Below are 17506 nucleotides of genomic sequence, written 5' to 3'. Positions count from 1 at the left end.
GTTAGTCCTCCTTTTTCGCTTTACCGAGCTCATCTCGCCAAGAATGAAGCGGTTTCCACGGCAGCAGCTTTTTGGCGAGTTCATTACTGACGATCGCTTCGAAGCCTTGGAATGCCGAACGCCTATCGGCTACATCCGGGTAAAAGCTGTCCAGCAGCTTCAACGTCTCCCAGTCGCTCAGACAGTCGTCGCTCGTTATATTGAGGCAAATCGCACCACGATCCTCGACACGAAGGGAAGCGATACATGCATGGACCGCATCGCGAATATCAATATAGCTCCAAAAAATATGTTTTAATTGCTCCGGTTTGCTAATCCCCAGATGCCGGTATTCCTCCGGCGCGGCAATAAGTGAGAAGCGCAGCGAAATAACCTGCATCCCGACGCTTCGGTCAAACATTTCGGCGGTCACCTCATTGACCACTTTAGACAAGCCGTAACATTCCTGCGGCTGCTGCGGATGTTCCTCGTCCACCGGCAAATAGTCAGGTGAGAACCGGGTTTTCGCCCACGCGAAGCCGTACGAGGACTCGCTTGAGCCCATCACAACTTTACGAATGCCAAGTACAGCTGCAGCTTCCAGTATGTTATAGGCGGATATCGTGTTATTGGTGAAAATATAAGGATTCGTATAGCCGATCGGTGCCGGGATAGCCGCCAAATGGATAACGGCATCGACACCTTGCAATGCCGCGACCACTTCACCAAACTGGCTTAGATCGGCTTTGATCTGCTTGCAATGCAGCTGGCTGGAACGAACCGTATCAATAGAAACGACTTCAGTGCCTTGGCGCAATAGCTCCTTTACCAGCCTCGTTCCCAGCTTGCCGCTGCCGCCTGTAACTGCGATTTTGCTCATCTTCCGGTTGCACCTCCATATTTCAAACGCTGTTTGCCCCCATATCGGGCTGGAATAGACTTATCAGGATAAGTGTACGCGAAGCTGGAAACCCGCCAAATGAGACGATGCAAAACTTTCTGTCGATTTTTTATCCTCTTTTCGCCATGCTGACTGATTGAAAGCGCTTGTAGACCGCTCCGGGATACGATAGACTAAGACTATACTCGTCCCTTTACAGGAAGGCGGCCGGTTCTAATGAAAGAACAGCATATGCATGCTTGGCATGAGAAAATTACGCGAAAAACAAATTCCCCGCTCAACATCATCATCAGTCCTGTCGAGTTCGGCACGGGCGCACACTGGCACAAGGAAATGGAAATCGTCTACATTATGGAAGGCAGCATGGAAATTGGACTTCATCATGAGAGAATTGCCATGCAGCCCAGAGACCTGCTGTTTATAGGTTCCTGTGATGTGCATCAGTTTTTTGCCAGCCCGCAAGGCTGCAAAAAAATTATTTTACAGCTGGAGAAATCCATCTTCGAAAATTGCGCAGACGAGGTATTCACCAAACGGTTCGACACCCCTCATCTGAACTCGGAAAACCCATTGATGGCTGAAGGATTGCAAACGCTTCATTCGCTATTTGAGCGCAATGCCCTCGATATTTACGAGGAGTGGGAGAATCGCCGGCACGGCTGCGATCTTGCTATCAAGGCCAGGGTGAACGATATGCTGACCGGCATCGTGAGGCATATGCCAATGTCCCCCTATTCGCCAGAGGAAACGATCAAGCGGCTGGAAAAACAGCGCCGGCTGGAGGATGTTCTGAAATATATCGAGCAGCATTATGAATCGGACATTACACTAACAAGTGCTGCCGACGTTTCCGGGTACAGCGTGCATTACTTCTCCCGCTTCTTTAAAGAAGCCACGGATAAAAATTTCGTCGATTACGTCAATGAATTTCGAATTACCGAAGCGATGCAGCAATTGAAAGACGGAGATGCTTCCGTAACCGATATTGCCTTTAAAGTCGGCTTCAACAGCATTGAGACGTTCAATCGCGTCTTCAAAAAATTGAACGGCTGTACGCCAACCGTCTACCGGAGCAAAATATGACAATCACTCATCAATCCCTGACAAGTCAGTCAGGGATTTTTCTTTTATAGTGAAGCTATAAAGCCAGATCATATAGAATGCGGCGTCCTGGACGAAAACGCATTCATTTCAGGGAGGCGCGATTGGAATGACGCAAACGGAAACGACAAACGAAGTCTATAAGGACCCGAAGGCTGACATCGAATCCCGGGTTGGAGATTTGCTCGGACGGATGACGTTGAAGGAAAAGGTTCGCCAGCTCGACCAATACTTTGGCGCCTCATTCATGAGCGCGGCCCATCCCCGGATGATGACCGTTATGGCCGATGATGCAGAAATTTTGTGGGATCGCGTCAAATCGGTTATCGGTGAGGACGGCATTGGCTGCATCCATGATTTGTACGGAACCGTGGAAACAAACAACGCCTTGCAAAAATACGCTGTAGAGGAAACGCGCCTCGGCATTCCTATTCTATTCAGCGAAGAAGCGCTGCACGGCTTGCTTCGTCCCGGCTTTACGATCTATCCGCATGCCATTACGACGGCTTCGACCTGGAACCCGGAGCTTGCCCGTCAAATCGGCGAAGGCATTGCCGCCGAAACCCGCAGCCATGGCATCCATGAAACGTTTGGCCCTGTTCTCGATCTTGCCCGCGAGCCGCGCTGGGGACGCGTCGAGGAAACGTACGGCGAAGACACTCATCTGGCCAGCCGGATGGCTGTTGCCATGATTCAAGGCTTGCAGGGCGACGATCTGTCCTCCGGTAAAAATATTATTGCGGAACCGAAGCATTTTGCCGTTCACGGCATTCCCGAATCGGGATTGAACCATTCGCCGGTCGTCATTGGCCTCAATGACATTTGGTCCTATCATATGCCGGTATTTGAAGCAGCCTTCGTCGAGGCTGGTGCTATCAATGCCATGTGCTCCTACAACTCTATCGACGGAGTGCCTTGTTCGGCGGACTACAGTCTGCTGACCGGCGTGCTTCGCGACAAATGGAATATGCCAGGCTTTGTCCGCTCCGATCTGGGTGCAATCGCCCGTCTGGAGCACGCTCATTACACGGCCGAATCCGGTAAAGACGCCATCCGCCAGGCACTGGTTGCCGGCACGGATATGCAATATTATGACTACCCGCATGATGTATACCAGCAAGCCATTATCGAGATGGTCCAGGAGGGCGAAATTGGCATCGATACGATCGACACTGCCGCCGGACGCGTGCTGAAAGTCAAATTTATGCTCGGATTGTTCGAACGCCCCTATGCTGATCCTTCGCTTCCGCAGAAGGTTGTGCGCTGCGCCAAGCATAGCGAAACGGCGCTGCAGACGGCTAGAGAAGGCATTGTGCTGCTGAAGAACGAGAACAAGACGCTGCCGCTTGCGAAGACCTTGTCCACGATCGCGGTCATTGGACCAAGCGCCAATCAGGCACGTCTTGGCGACTATACGCCGTTCATCGAAGGCTTCGAGCCGACGACCGTACTGAAAGGGATCAAGTCTGCCGTCAGCTCCAAAACAAAGGTGCTGTATGCCAAAGGAACCGGCATTCTGCAAGATGAATTAGAGGCGATTCCGATCGGCAGCTTTACGGACGGCAAAGGCAATCCTGGCCTGCTTGCCCAATACTTTAACAATGCAGAGCTGAGCGGAACGCCGGTGGTAGAACGTATTGATCCTTACATCGACTACAATTGGGTCATTACGAAACCTGCCCAAGCGATTGAAAGCATGAACTTTACCGTTCGCTGGACAGGCAAGCTTGTTCCGAATATGAATGTAGCGGGCTTTATTGGAACGATAAGCCAGGACAGTATGCGCTTGTGGCTAGACGGCGAACTGCTCATTGACGGCTGGGGCAAGGACAAGAGCTCCAATCAAAGCGTGCCGGTCGAATTGACCGCTGGACAGGAATACGATCTGCGCGTCGAATATTGGAAGGATACGAACGGTGTAGAGATCGTACTAGGCTGGAGTCATGCAGAGGAAAGTATTCAAGAAGCCGTCGAGCTTGCCCGCAAAGCTGACGTCGCCGTCGTATGCCTTGGCGATTCAGAACGCACTTGCGGGGAGGGTGTCGACCGGAATAGCCTGGATCTGTCTGGGGATCAACAGAAGCTGCTCAAAGCGATTCATGAAACAGGAACACCTGTTGTGCTCGTTCTGCAGAACGGCAGACCAATTACGCTGGGCTGGGAATCGGAGCATGTACCGGCTATCATCGAAGCTTGGTATCCGGGTGAACGCGGCGGTCAAGCAATCGCTGAAGTGCTCTTCGGGGACTACAATCCGGCTGGCCGGCTCCCGATGTCCTTTCCGAAGACGATCGGCCAAATTCCGGTCTATTACAACCGGCGCCGCGGCGGACAGAAGCATTATGTCGGCGGCGACAATCGTCCGCTCTACGCATTCGGCCACGGGTTAAGCTATACGACCTTCTGCTATGACAGCATCGCTATCCAATCTACAACGATCGCTCCCGGCGAGAATGCCATCGTCACTGTTCAATTGACGAACACAGGCACTCTGGCAGGCGACGAAGTCGTTCAGCTGTATGTCAACGACGTGTTCAGCACCGTCGCCCGTCCTGAGAAGGAACTCAAGCATTTCCGCAGAGTTCATTTGAAAGCTGGGGAAACGACGACCATTACCTTCACGCTGACGCCGAAGGATTTAAGCGTTCTGAACCGCGAATTAAATTGGGTTGTCGAGCCGGGCACGTTCAAAGCGCTCGTCGGGCCGAGCTCGGACAACATTGCATTATCGGTTGATTTTATCGCTATTTGATGCAAGAAAAAGGCGATCATATAAAGCTGAACTAGAATGCAACGTGAAAAAGGGTACAGCCTTCCATCCAACGATGGCGGGTTGTACCCTTTGTTTTTATTTCTGCAAGTGCATAGCAAAGCCCGGGGTCGCTGCGCGTTTTGGTTCATGCTGCCGTTCTTGTTTCCATTCCTCCATCACTATCGCGATTATCAATGGATAGAATCTTCAAAATGTCAGAATGAACTCAAAACGCTCCGCTCACCCTACCGCTATCAGTCACATTTAGCCTCTGTTATACCTACATGTGATTCTACGAGTTTAGTTTGCTGTTAGCTGGAACAAATCAAAATGCATTTATACACGTTGATATCCATTATTTAGGTGATATTTGACCTCAAAATGCAAAAGTGCATTTTGATTGGCCCGAAAACGCATAATTGAGGAAATATGAAGGATTTAAAATGTACTTTTACATTTTGAGTAGTATTTTGAGCACGTTTGAGGTATATCAAAATGTATTTTTGCATTTTGATGCAGTTTCAATAAATCCAGTCTGCTGCCTGTGACGGGTATGCGATCCCTATCCCTATCCCTATCCCTATCAAACGTTGGCCGGCAGACAGATAAAGATGCAAAAAAAAAGAAGCCAAAGCAATGAGTCATTTCTTTGACTTCTCTTGGATGTGTTAGCGTTTGGATGCTAGATACTCGTCAACAATGGCTTGTGTTCTGGCTAAAATTTTGGAGAGTCCGTTGTTCTTATTCAGCTCGATATATTCCTTTACTGACTGCTCTACATCTACAACGGTTCCATACTCAATGGACCTGCCGTACTCTTCGCCAAGCTGGTCACGCCTCGCCAGTTCATCCTCCATGCCGTCTTCTGCTATGAACAAACCGTCAAGAGGCGAGGTTACATTGATCGGTTCGTTGGCGAATTCCTCTTCCTTCACCCAGAAGTTTTCGCCGTAGGTTGATGTCGGGCGCATAAATTGCGGCTTCCAGAATGCCCATTGGCCTCCCCACTCCATATAGTTGCTGGATGAGGTTTGCATGCCCTCGGGATAATCGGCAGCCTCTCCGTTGAGCAAGTAGGTCTTGCCCTCAATCCCATACAGCACAAGATCGTACAGCGTCCGGTCGGTTTCCAGCATATCGAGAAACCGCAGCACCCGATCAGGATTTTTGGAATTTCGGTTAATGGCTACCACATTCGCAATCGATGACCGGTTGACAAACTTTTTGTCCGGATATAGAAGCGACATGCCTTGCTTATAGGTCGGATCGACAAAGCCGGGATCGGCATTCGCCCATTCATGAGACGTAATCGTAAACATCGATTTGCCGTTTTTCCACTGCAGCGACGCGTCTCCTTTGTCAATAATAGCATCACGGTTAATAAGTCTGTCGTCGTACCAAACCTTCGACAGCTTTGCGGATTCGAGATAAAACGGCTGCTGTTCAACAGCCCGCACCTTAATCTCAGGGTCATTTAAATAGAAGCCCAAGCCGTGAAAGTTAATATCGACCCATTCTTCCCTTGAAAAAAACAAAGACAAAGGCGGCGTCCGGTTAAGCTTCTCATTCGGATAGGCTTTCTTCAGCTCCCGAAGCAGCCAGTCAACGTCTTCAATCGTCTGAATGGAATCGGGCTCAATGGACAGGCCCGCCTTCTCGGCGAGATCAACTCTCCAGCCGGCGAATTTGCGCTCATTCATTTTCATCGTCCAAGGCAGTCCAACGATTTGCCCGTTTACGGTTGCCGCTGAAAGCGTCCCCTGCTCCTTATACTTGCGAAGCAGGTTAGGCGCGTATTTCGGGAGAAGCTCATTAAGCGCCATATAGGAACCTTTCGCTGCAATCAGCTTATAAGACAGCCAATCGGCATCGAAGTTCATATCCCAGGTATCACCGGCAGCTGCCATAGCCAGCATCTTTTCCTTATATTCGCTGAAAGGGATGAAGTTGATGTCAAATTTAACGTTAAGCCCTTGCTTTTTGACATATCGGCTCACTTCCGACCATATCTCATCGGTAGCCGCCTTCTTTTCCCCGCCAAAATAAAATTTCAGCGTGATTTCCTTCTCTAGCTCTGAACCGTTTTTATTACCGTTATGGGCAGATTCATCTTGATTTCCGCTTCCACAAGCCGCAGTGCTAAACAATACTAGCATTGCAGTCGCGAGCAAAAGCAGCTTTGCGACAAGTCGGTTCATAGAACCATCCTTCCAGGTGGATAATTTGATTATAAAACGACGGCAGTTGCGGCTTATGGCCCGGCTTGTCTCAACGCGCATTTAATTCCTCACCGTCTTGCAGTACAGGATGCATCAATGTAATCGTCGTTCCGGCGCCGGGAGCCGTCTCAATCATCAGCTTATAAGCATCTCCGAAGTAAATTTTCAACCGCTCATTCACATTGCGCAACCCTACTCCTCTTCTTACGCCCGGCGCAACGGAGCTTCCCGGCGTATGCTCCTTCTGAAGCTCCTCAACGACGGCTGCCGGTATGCCTTTACCGTTATCAGCGATAGAGAGAATGATATCCTGGTCTTCCCTTTTTGCCGAAATGATAATTTTACCCTTCTGAAAATCATCCCGTACGCTATGTTGAATCGCGTTTTCAACTAAAGGCTGCAGCAGCAGCCGTAAAAACGGCAAGTCAAGCAGCTCTTCATCGAAGGAGTAGAGAATACGCACCTGTTGGCCCATACGCGCTTGTTCAATCATGACGTAGGCCTTTACCTGCTCGATCTCGCGTCTGAGCGTCGTAATTTCTTTCCCCTGGTTCAAGCTCAGCCGGAGTAAATTGCCAAGCGCCGACACCATTTCGCTAATATCGCTGCGGCCGTGATTTTCTGCTTTCCAGCGGATAGACTCCAACGTATTGTACAGAAAATGCGGATTGATCTGATGGCTGAGCACTTGGAACTCCAGCACCTTCTTCTTACGTTCCGCTTGCGAGGCCTCCTCTACAAGCCCCTCAATTTGCTTGACCATGTTGGCAACCCCGCTGTACAGCCAGCCGATTTCATCCTGCCTGGAGGAATTTGGGATCAAATGCTGCATATTATCCGTCTCCAGCCTTCTCATCAGCCGGACCAGATGGGCGATCGGCTGCGTATAGCGGGAGGTAATGTAGAAAATAACGCCGATGCAGCTAATCAGATAAAGAATGAGAAAGATGACGAGCATCCGGTTGATTTGGTCAATCGTTCCCGTCAGCTCTTGCAGCGGCGTTAGACTTGCCATCGCCCATGGCTGGCTGTCGAGCTTAACGAAAGTAGCAAGATAAGTTTGCCCGTCGATCGTCACCGCTTGTGATCCTTGATCCGCAGATGCGACAAATTTGATATAGGATGGAGAAGGAAACTTCTGGCCTGTCCATTCATTGGCTGACGAGTCATAATAAATCATGCCGTCTTCATTAAGCAGCAGCATCTTCTGATCCTTCAATTGCGCGGAAGGGGAAAAATACCGGGCCAAATAATCATCCGACAAATCTGTCGCGATAATGCCCCGCGGCCTGCGGTCATACAGTCCGGTGAACCGCTTTACGTAAGAAAGCAGAGGCTTCTCATAAGCGCCTTGCCTTGGCATCGACAAATACCAGGTTGGACTGATCGTTGCTCTGGATCGTTGAAACCAATAGCGTTCCTCAATTTGTATCGATTCGCCGATCGTACTTAAATAGGTTGGATAAGCAGCTGGCCGGATCGGGTAAATCTTGACTCGGAACGCATCGATCGTAGGCGTATTCTGATACAGCAACGCAAGCATACTGACGGCAAAGGTCTCCTCAGCGGCGGCATTTTCCGGTTCCTTTACAAGCAAATCCTGCAGTTGCTTATTGCCGATCAGATCGTTGACCTGATCGTTGAGTTTGTACAAATAAAGCTCGAAGCTTTTTTTCGCTTGAAGCAAATAGCCCATCGTCATTTTCGTATTTGTGTTCGAAATACCCTCAATGGATTTAATATGCGAATAATAGGCGAACAATAGAAAAGGTACGATTATAATGAGAAAAAAAATAAAAATCATCCGGTTCCGAAACGATGTCGCCAACCTTAAGGAACCTCTTTTCAACAACTGCATCGTCCACGCTCCGACTGCCGAAACGGCCAATTGATACGGATAAATGGAACGCGAAAGGCCGAATCCCTCAAATACAGCGTGTAAGCTGCCTCGAGCGACCGGCCCTCCCATTCCTGCTATTCCTCCGCAATTCCCTTCTGCCTGCGATATTCCTTCGGCGTACAGCCCACCTGCTTCTTAAACAGCTTCGAGAAGTGGACGGGATCCTTGTAGCCGACCTGATAGGAAATCTGGTACACCTTGAATTGAATGTCCCCCAGCATCTCCTTCGCTTTCTCAATCCGGATATTGGTCAAATATTCGAGAAACGTCATCCGTTTCTCTTTCTTAAACAGCTTGCTGAGCCATACCGGCGTAACATGGACCGCGCTAGCGACGCTATGCAGCGTCAAGCTGTCGGCATAGTTGTTGTGCATCAGCCTCTCCGCTTCACACACAATTTGACTCGGCATCGCCGATACGGTGCGGAAATCGGCTGCGATATCGAGCAGAAACCGCTCGGTCTGCTCCTTTAGCGATTGCAGCGTATCATATTGCTCCAGAAGCTCCCACACGGCAATTGGATTACTTCCCCACCGTTTATTCGGGACGCCTGAGGACGCCGCTTTGCGGAATATTTCGAACAGCCACTGAAAGATTTCCTGTTGAATATCCTTCAGTTGAGAGAGGCGCCAAGCCTGCACCATTTCAATAAAATGGTCCATCGCCGCCGAGATATCCTCGTCGGAGCCGTATTTGACCATGTCCAGCACCTCGTCGGGCTCACGCAGCGACAAATTGTCGCATTCTCCTTCTTGATCCTGCCACAGCTCGGTAAAGAGACGATTGCCGCCAAACAGCGCCTTCCGCTCCAATACGTCGGATGCAGCGACGAACATGTCATGCAAATGCTCCAGACCGCCCGGCGTTGTGCGCATGCCTGCGCTCGCCTTTACTTTAACGAATTCGTTGATCCGCTGAATGCACAGCTGTGCAATTCCGCTCGCCAGCTTGGCATGCTCCTGCCGCATGCACCCCAGCATAACGACCCAGCGGCTGCACCGGTCCGTGCTGATTGCGAACGGATACGGATATTCTTCCTCCAGCGTCTGATTCACAACGTTGCCGATGCCGAACAGCACCAATTCCTTATCCTTCAATCGGCGGTTTTCGATCGCCTTCAAATCATCGGCTTCTACGACTAGCAGCATCATCTGGTGCTGGGACATCCATTCCAGATTCAGCGACTGCAGCCGGTGGCGCTGCCGGGCCTCTCGATGCGGATCGAACGGCAGCTCGAACATTTCCCGGAGCAGATCCTCGCGCATTTTCGGAATGGCAAACCGCATCTGGTTGAACAACTGCTGTTCATGCTGCCGCTCCACCCGTTGTTCGTAAATATGATCGGTAATCCGGCTGACCACCCCGTCCAGCTCATCGAGATTAATCGGCTTTAAAATATAGTCGAGCACTCCAATTTGGAGCGCTTGCTTGGCAAGTTCAAAATCGTCATAACCGCTGACGACAATCGTCTCTGGCTTGTAATCTTCATACGGCTCCAATGAACGCAGAAATTCTAGCCCGGACATTCGGTTCATTTTTATATCGGTCAAAATCAGGTCCGGCCTCTGGTCGAGCGCCAGCCGCAGCGCAGAATCGCCATCATCGGCTACAAGCACTTGATTAATGCCGAATTTATCCCATGGAAAGCGCTTGCGTAAACCTTCGCGAATCTCGAATTCATCATCCACTATAAGAGCTGTCAGCATGCTTTCACCTCTCCTGCCGGCATCTTTTTATTGCACCAATCATCCACTCTATCTCCATACTAACCGACTCTGTTTTAGATTGCACGGGGTTATTTCACAATTTTATAGGGCAGGTATAAACCGGTTTCCGTAAAAAGGTCGATATGCCCTCGAAAGTTTACTTTTTCCCCGTAGATCAGCCGCGTCCTCCCCTCTAAAATGAACATAAGGAAATATGCCATCAAAAGGAGCTGTTAATAACGATGATCCATGCCAATCACATAAACAAAACGCTTGGCAAATTGAAAAAGCTCGACGAGATCTATACCGAGCTCATTTTCGAAAAAGCCGGCGAAGTCGAAACCGTATTTTTCGAAACGGACGAGCATCGCTACCAGGTTCCCGAGGGCAACGAAGGCTGGCGCCCGGCCAAAGCCGGACTGCAATGGGGCAAAGAATGGGGCTCCGCCTGGTTTAAAGGCCATTACATCGTACCCAAGGAACTGCACGGTCGCAAGCTATATATTCGGGCAGAGACGGACGGCGTGGAAACCTTCTTCTGGGTGAATCGCAAACCAAGCGGCATCTTCACGCATCCGAAAGAAGCGGCCAACCGCGGCAATCACCATACGCTGCTGCTGACGAAAGAGGCTCAAGAGGGTACCGGTTTCGAACTGGCCTTTGAGGCTTACGCAGGACATCCGTGCGTCGGAACGCAGCCTTATCAAGTCAGCGAAGCGAACTTCTCTGGCGAACAGCGCTACAATCGCGTCTACACGTCTATCGATGTGATGCTCTGCCGCGAGGACGTAAAGGATTTTGTCTTCGATCTGCGCACGCTTCAGCAAGTGGCGGGCTCAGGAGCAGTCGATCCGTTCCGCCGGGCCAAAATCGAAAATACACTTCTGGAGCTGTTCCCGATTCTCTCGCAATCACCGAGTGAGGTGCCCGAAGAGGTGTGGCGCGCTCCGTTGCGTCAAGCAAGAGAATTGATGAAACCGCTGCTGGAACGGAAAACAGGTGAATCGGCGCCAAAAACCGGTATCATCGGCCACTCTCATATGGATACCGCATGGTTGTGGACGCGTGACGAAACGATACGCAAATGCGCGCGGACCTATGCGAATGTACTGAGCTTGATGGAGCAGTATCCGGAATATACATTCATTCAAAGCTCAGCTTTTCACGCCGAGCTGATGCGCCGTCATTATCCGGAAATTTTCGAAGGCATGAAGCAGCGGATTGCCGAAGGACGCTGGGAAATCAACGGCGGCGTCTGGATCGAAAGCGACTGCAACCTCGTATCCGGCGAGTCGCTGATCCGTCAATTTCTCGTCGGACAGCGCTATACCCGCAAACATTTCAACTATACGGCAGATGTATTCTGGCTGCCCGATACGTTTGGCTACAGCGCCGCAATTCCGCAAATTATGGCGGGAACGGAAGTCCGTTACTTCTTGACGACGAAGCTTTCTTGGAATGATACAAATCATTTCCCATACGACACGTTCTACTGGCAGGGATTGGACGGCACGAAGGTGCTCACCCACTTTAATACGATCCACTGCTGGCCGGATGCCGCAACGCTGATCGATCGCGTCTACGCTCCGCATAATGCGATTGCCCACAAGCGCGTTAACGACAGCCGGCTCGTATCGTACGGATTCGGGGACGGCGGCGGCGGGCCGCAATACGAAATGATCGAAATGGCTAGACGCTCAGCCGATCTGGAAGGCGTACCAAAAACCGAGCATACGACGGCAAGCCGCTTCATGCAAGATTTGGAGGCAAACTCGGTGAACCCTCCTCTGCATGTGGGCGAGCTTTATTTCGAAGGCCACCGCGGAACGCTGACGCAAATTCATCAGATTAAGCGCAACAACCGGAAAGCCGAATTTGCCCTCCGCAACTTGGAGCTTGTTGAATCGATCAGCGGCACGCGAGGCGGCCGTATTGATAAGGAGCGTCTGGCTTCGCTTTATGAGCTGCTGCTTATTAACCAGTTCCATGACATTTTGCCAGGCACCTCGATTCCAGAGGTTCATGACCGGGCGATTGCAGAGGTTGGCCAAGTCATCCTCGATGCTGAGAAGGCGACAACTGAGCTGCTTACGGGAGCTGGATCGGGAGCCGTTGATGAGAATGCAGTAACGGTTTGGAATACGCTGAGCTGGGACCGGAACGGCACGATTGCTATTGATGGCCTGTCCCAGGATCAAACCCTAGCCGACGATTCGCTTCTCTCGCAGCGGATTACGGACGTATTCGGCAGCCACAAGCTGCTTGTCGGGGAGACAACCATTCCGGCTATCGGTTCCCGCGTATTCGAGTTAACAAACGCAGCAACGGAAGCGACTGCTGGGCCTTCTCCATTCCGCTATGACGAGACGGCGGGCACGCTTGATGCGCCGCATGCGGTGGTTCGTTTTGACAAATACGGCTATATCGATTCCTTCGTTGATAAAGCAAGCGGACGTGAGCTTCGCGGCAGCGGTCATCCGCTCAACGCTTTCCTGATGGGTGAAGACTTGCCGGGCGCTTGGGACAACTGGGATATCGACCGCGATATTTTCGGCAAGCTGCAATTGCAGACCCGCTTAGTCGCTCGTGAGGTTGTTGCCGACGGACCGCTGCAATTCCGCCTGCGCAGCGAATACCAGATCGGACGGCAGTCGTCGATTACGCAGCATATGGTCTTCCATTCAGATTCGGCTCAAGTCGATTTCGAGACGGTTATTGTATGGCGCGAGAAGCATCAGCTGCTCAAGGTTGGCTTCGATGTCAATTTGCTCGCTCATCAAGCCCGTCACGAGGTGCAGTTCGGCCACGTCGAGCGTCCGACTCATACGAATACGCCATACGATCAAGCGATGTTCGAGGTATGTGCGCATAAATGGACGGATTTGTCGGAAAACCGCTTTGGTGCAGCGCTGCTGAATGATTGCAAATACGGTGTATCCGTATTCGGCTCCGATATTCGGCTGACGCTCCACAAGGGCGGCGCCCATCCGGATCCGCGCGGTGACGCAGGTATACATGAGGTTACTTATTCGCTGCTGCCGCATGAAGGCGGCTTTGCAGCGGAAACTGTCATTCGTCCGGCTTATGAGCTGAATGCGCCTGCACTTTCGGTGCGGGGAAGAGCTGCTGCACAAGAGCATTCCTTCCTCGCTGTAGACGCTCCGAATGTCATTATCGAAGCGGTTAAGCCTGCTGAGGACGATGATGCCTATGTGATCCGTTTCTATGAAGCGGAGCGTTCGGCGGTGAAAGGTGCTATTCTAACGTTCGACAAAGCGCCGAAACGCGTCGTCATCGCAAACATGCTGGAAGAGGATCAGGAAGAGCTTGCGGTGAACGGAAATTCGGTTGCGCTTGATTTCCGTCCTTTTGAGATTAAGACTGTGAAGGTTTACGCTTAAGCGTTGCGGAAAAAAGCCGGGCATTGTGCTCGGGGAGCTGTCGAGAGAGTCTCGACAGCTTTTATTTTCGTATGTGCCGCTGGCTGCGAGTTCACTCTACTCTTCAAATGCACCATGCCCCGGGGTCGCTGCGCGTTTTGGTTCATGCTGTCGTTTGCTATTTGTATGCATCATGCCCCGGGGTCGCTGCGCGTTTTGGTTCATGCTGTCGTTCTTGATTCCATAGCCCCATCGCTTTCACGATGAATAATGGATAGAATCTGCAAAATGCCAGCCTGAACTCAAAACGCTCCGCTCACCCTGCTCGTACTGTTCATAGCAGAGCGAAAATCAAACACAAGGCACTTAGAGCCTTTCGCTTCGTTTAGTTCCACACCGATTCGTTTTAGTAACGCACATTGGCTAGGTAGTAGGTAGTTATCTCAATTGATTTTTCCGATCTCTCCCAGAAACTTGGTGATGCTAATGAGGAACGAAGCGTCTTCGCTATTTAACGAAGACCGATTCGCTGATTTTAGTTTAAACATGCGGATTTGAGCTGCTCTGGGGCATTAGCGAAGAGATTTTCGCTGTTGGAGAAGCTGCGTTCTCGAAAAGCGAAATTTAGTTCGCTACAGCGAACTCACCGCCAATTAGCTGTCGTATAGCGAATTTTGATTCGTTCTATAGCGAAGCCGATTCGCTGTAGGCTGCAGCTCACTGGGCAAAATGTAAAACTACAGGTTGGAAGTCATTTCAGCAATGAATTCTCGCATCAAAATGTAAATGTGCAGGTTGAGTGGGACAAACGTCACTGTTTGAATCGATATGAGCCATTTCAAATGTACTTTTGCATTTTGAAGGCTGTTTTGATACTCTATGAGGCTCATCAGCATGCACTTTTGCATTTTGTTCATCATGTAGCGGGGGGAGGCTAGCTTGAGAGTGTGCGATGTGTGAGTCGTCAGTGTCACTCACGTTGTTCACTTCACTTCTGTTGTCTTCGTCCCAAGCTCAGTCTTGCGCTGGTCGCCGACGGCGAATTTTTCTTTGTACATCTGCGGCAGATGCTCGATTTTGTAGTTGATCGTTTGCAGATTACGCTGTGTATCCCTGAGCTGCTGCTCTATATTTTGCCGATGCTTAATGAGAATTTCCAGCCCCTTCTCGACAACGGCGTCATGGTCGGTGCAGTAGTTGATAAACGTGCGGATCTCTTTGATCGGCATGCCGGAATTTTTGAGACAGCAGATCAGATCGATCCAATCGACGTCGTGCTCGTGGAAAACCCTAGTGCCGTTCTCCCGGTCTATGAAGGGCAGAAGCCCCTCTTTATCGTAATAACGAATCGTATAAATCGATAAGTTTGTTTTTTTGGCCACTTGCGAAATGGTGTAGTTCATCTCTTTCCCTCCAGCTTCGCTCGGTAATAAAACGTCATTTTGCGGTTACGCTAATAATAGATTTAATTAATTTTGAAATCGAGCATTGACCTAGAGTTAACTCTATCGTATATCTTGAAAAAGTAAAGCCGATTGAAGGGAGATTATAAAAAATGAAATACATTGATATTGCCAATACCGACCTGAAGGTGTCCAATCTTGTTCTGGGCCTCATGCGCATCAAACAGTTGTCATTGACTGAGGCGGAGAAGCTGATCCGCACAGCTATGGAAGAGGGAATCAACTTTTTTGACCACGCCGATATTTACGGTCCTTCGTACGGGGAATGCGAGTCTTATTTTGCCGAAGCGATCCAAATGAATGCAAGCCTTCGCGAAAAAATGATTTTGCAAAGCAAATGCGGCATCCGCAAAGGATACTTCGATTTCTCCAAAGCACATATTTTGGAATCGACAGACGGCATTCTGAAGCGGTTGAACACCGACTATCTCGATATCTTGCTGCTGCACCGCCCGGATGCGCTTGTTGAGCCGGAAGAAGTGGCAGAAGCATTCGAAGAGCTGCACAAGAGCGGTAAAGTACGCTACTTCGGCGTATCCAATCAAAATCCGGCGCAAATCGAGCTGCTGCAAAAATATGTGAAGCAAAAGCTCGTCGTTAACCAGCTCCAATTCAGCATCGCACATACGCCATTAGTTGACGCTGGAATCGCCGTTAACATGAATATCGATCAATCGGTTAACCGTGACGGCAGCATTTTGGATTACAGCCGCTTGAAAGAAATGACTGTACAAGCATGGTCGCCGTTCCAAAAAGGCTTCTTCAACGGCCCATTCCTCGGCGATCTCGAAAACTATCCAGAGCTTAACGAAGTGATCGACGCCCTCGCAGCCAAATATGACGTAACCAACACGGCTATTGCCGTTGCCTGGATTACACGCCACCCGGCGAACATCCAAGTGGTGCTCGGCACGACAAACCTGCAACGGTTAAAAGACTCCTGCAAAGGCTCGGACATTCCGTTGACCCGGCAAGAGTGGTACCAAATCTACACAGCAGCAGGCAATATGCTGCCTTAGTACAACAACCAAAAAGCACCGGCCCTATGGGCTCGGTGCTTTTTGGTTTGAGTCATGCTCATTGCGCGGCTAAATGAGGAACAAGCAGTTCATCCTCTACCAGCGACAGAAAAGAATCGACGACGCTTGGATCGAATTGCCGGCCGCGCTGATCACGCAAGTAATGGAGCGTCGAATCGAGGCTCCACTTTTCCTTGTAGGAACGCTTCGTCGACAACGCGTCGAACACATCGACGACGCTGACGATTCTTGCTTCCAGAGGAATAGCTTCACCCTTCAAGCCATGCGGATAGCCGGTGCCGTCCCATCTCTCATGATGGTATAAAATAATGTTTTTCGCGGTTTGAAGCTCTTTCTCGAACAACTCGTCGTCGAGCTCGGCGAAAATTTTATCCACGATATCGATGCCAATGATGGGATGCATCTCTATAATGGTTCGCTCGTAATCGGCCAATGATCCCGGCTTATACAGTATGCCTTCGGGAATACCAGACTTGCCGATATCATGCAAAATACTTGCATTGGCAATGCGGGCCAGCTCCGCCTTCGGCAATGCCAGCTCCATCCTCTCGTTATGCCTATCTACCAGAAGCTCCGTCAAATTCTGCACCCGCGACAGATGCGCTTCCGTTCCAGGATCGCGAATTTCACAGGAAATGGCCAGCACCTTCAACAAGGAGCCCTGCATCCGGCTTGCCCGGTCCTCGTCCAGATAGAGGCCTTGCTTCAGCTTCTCCAGCTCGCGGAATACGCCGACAAAATAAAGCTCCCCTTCAATCTCAAAAGGCGTGATGGTAATTGAGGAATGCCATAGTTCCTTATCCCGCTTCCGGTTCGTAAAAACACCTGACCATGGGCGGCCAGCCTGGATCGCTCTTTTCATACCGTCATAGACGGACTGGGACGTATAAGGCGTGCGCAGAATGCCGGCACGCTTCCCGATTATCTCTTCCTGCTGATAGCCTGTAATGTTCTCATATGCGCCATTTACACGCAATATCGTATGCTTGGCATCCGTAATGATGACGGCATCCGCCAATTGCAAAAACAAGTTCAGTTGCTGATTCATGACATTCTCTCTTTCTT

10 protein-coding genes are annotated in these 17506 nt (G+C 50.4%); 4 read left to right on the top strand and 6 right to left on the bottom strand.

Annotated elements, in window-relative coordinates:
• Window position 1: 1 nt before the first annotated feature.
• Window positions 2-859, bottom strand: a complete 858-nt coding sequence (locus IEX98_RS02095) for an NAD-dependent epimerase/dehydratase family protein (protein WP_188887277.1) — start codon at window positions 857-859, stop codon at window positions 2-4.
• A 237-nt stretch (window positions 860-1096) separates the two neighbouring features.
• Between IEX98_RS02095 and IEX98_RS02090 the strand changes: the two genes are divergently transcribed.
• Together IEX98_RS02090 and IEX98_RS02085 are read left to right on the top strand one after the other, a co-directional pair.
• Window positions 1097-1963, top strand: coding sequence for a helix-turn-helix transcriptional regulator (locus tag IEX98_RS02090; RefSeq protein ID WP_188887276.1), 867 nt, complete (start codon window positions 1097-1099; stop codon window positions 1961-1963).
• Between the two features lie 127 nt (window positions 1964-2090).
• Entirely contained in the window at window positions 2091-4733 is a 2643-nt protein-coding gene (locus tag IEX98_RS02085; protein WP_188887275.1) for a glycoside hydrolase family 3 protein, read from the top strand.
• A gap of 668 nt (window positions 4734-5401) precedes the next feature.
• On the opposite strand, the gene IEX98_RS02080 is transcribed toward IEX98_RS02085, so the two are convergent.
• From IEX98_RS02080 to IEX98_RS02070, 3 genes are all read right to left on the bottom strand, one after another.
• Complete coding sequence (locus tag IEX98_RS02080; protein WP_188887274.1) at window positions 5402-6931, bottom strand: extracellular solute-binding protein; 1530 nt, start codon at window positions 6929-6931, stop codon at window positions 5402-5404.
• A gap of 70 nt (window positions 6932-7001) precedes the next feature.
• Window positions 7002-8921 (bottom strand): sensor histidine kinase, encoded by a 1920-nt coding sequence (locus IEX98_RS02075; RefSeq protein ID WP_229691938.1) that lies wholly within the window; start codon window positions 8919-8921, stop codon window positions 7002-7004.
• Between the two features lie 5 nt (window positions 8922-8926).
• Window positions 8927-10558, bottom strand: a complete 1632-nt coding sequence (locus IEX98_RS02070; RefSeq protein WP_188887273.1) for a response regulator — start codon at window positions 10556-10558, stop codon at window positions 8927-8929.
• A 242-nt stretch (window positions 10559-10800) separates the two neighbouring features.
• On the opposite strand from IEX98_RS02070, the gene IEX98_RS02065 reads away from it, so the two are divergent.
• On the top strand, window positions 10801-13959 hold the full coding sequence (locus IEX98_RS02065; RefSeq protein ID WP_188887272.1) for an alpha-mannosidase: 3159 nt from the start codon (window positions 10801-10803) through the stop codon (window positions 13957-13959).
• Between the two features lie 962 nt (window positions 13960-14921).
• On the opposite strand, the gene IEX98_RS02060 is transcribed toward IEX98_RS02065, so the two are convergent.
• Window positions 14922-15341 carry a MerR family transcriptional regulator gene (locus IEX98_RS02060; protein ID WP_188887271.1) on the bottom strand — a complete coding sequence of 140 codons (420 nt, stop codon included), beginning with the start codon at window positions 15339-15341 and terminating at the stop codon, window positions 14922-14924.
• A gap of 152 nt (window positions 15342-15493) precedes the next feature.
• On the opposite strand from IEX98_RS02060, the gene IEX98_RS02055 reads away from it, so the two are divergent.
• Window positions 15494-16420, top strand: coding sequence for an aldo/keto reductase (locus IEX98_RS02055; RefSeq protein WP_188887270.1), 927 nt, complete (start codon window positions 15494-15496; stop codon window positions 16418-16420).
• Window positions 16421-16478: 58 nt separating this feature from the next.
• Here IEX98_RS02055 and IEX98_RS02050 read toward each other — a convergent pair whose 3' ends face one another.
• Window positions 16479-17489, bottom strand: coding sequence for an HD domain-containing phosphohydrolase (locus tag IEX98_RS02050; protein WP_188887269.1), 1011 nt, complete (start codon window positions 17487-17489; stop codon window positions 16479-16481).
• Window positions 17490-17506 lie beyond the last annotated feature (17 nt).

Origin of the sequence: Paenibacillus radicis (ex Gao et al. 2016), assembly GCF_014641555.1 — a bacterium.
In the GTDB taxonomy this organism is placed as follows: domain Bacteria; phylum Bacillota; class Bacilli; order Paenibacillales; family Paenibacillaceae; genus Pristimantibacillus; species Pristimantibacillus radicis.
The sequence above is the reverse complement of the archived record's forward strand: the minus strand, read 5'-3'. Positions and strand labels throughout refer to the sequence as shown.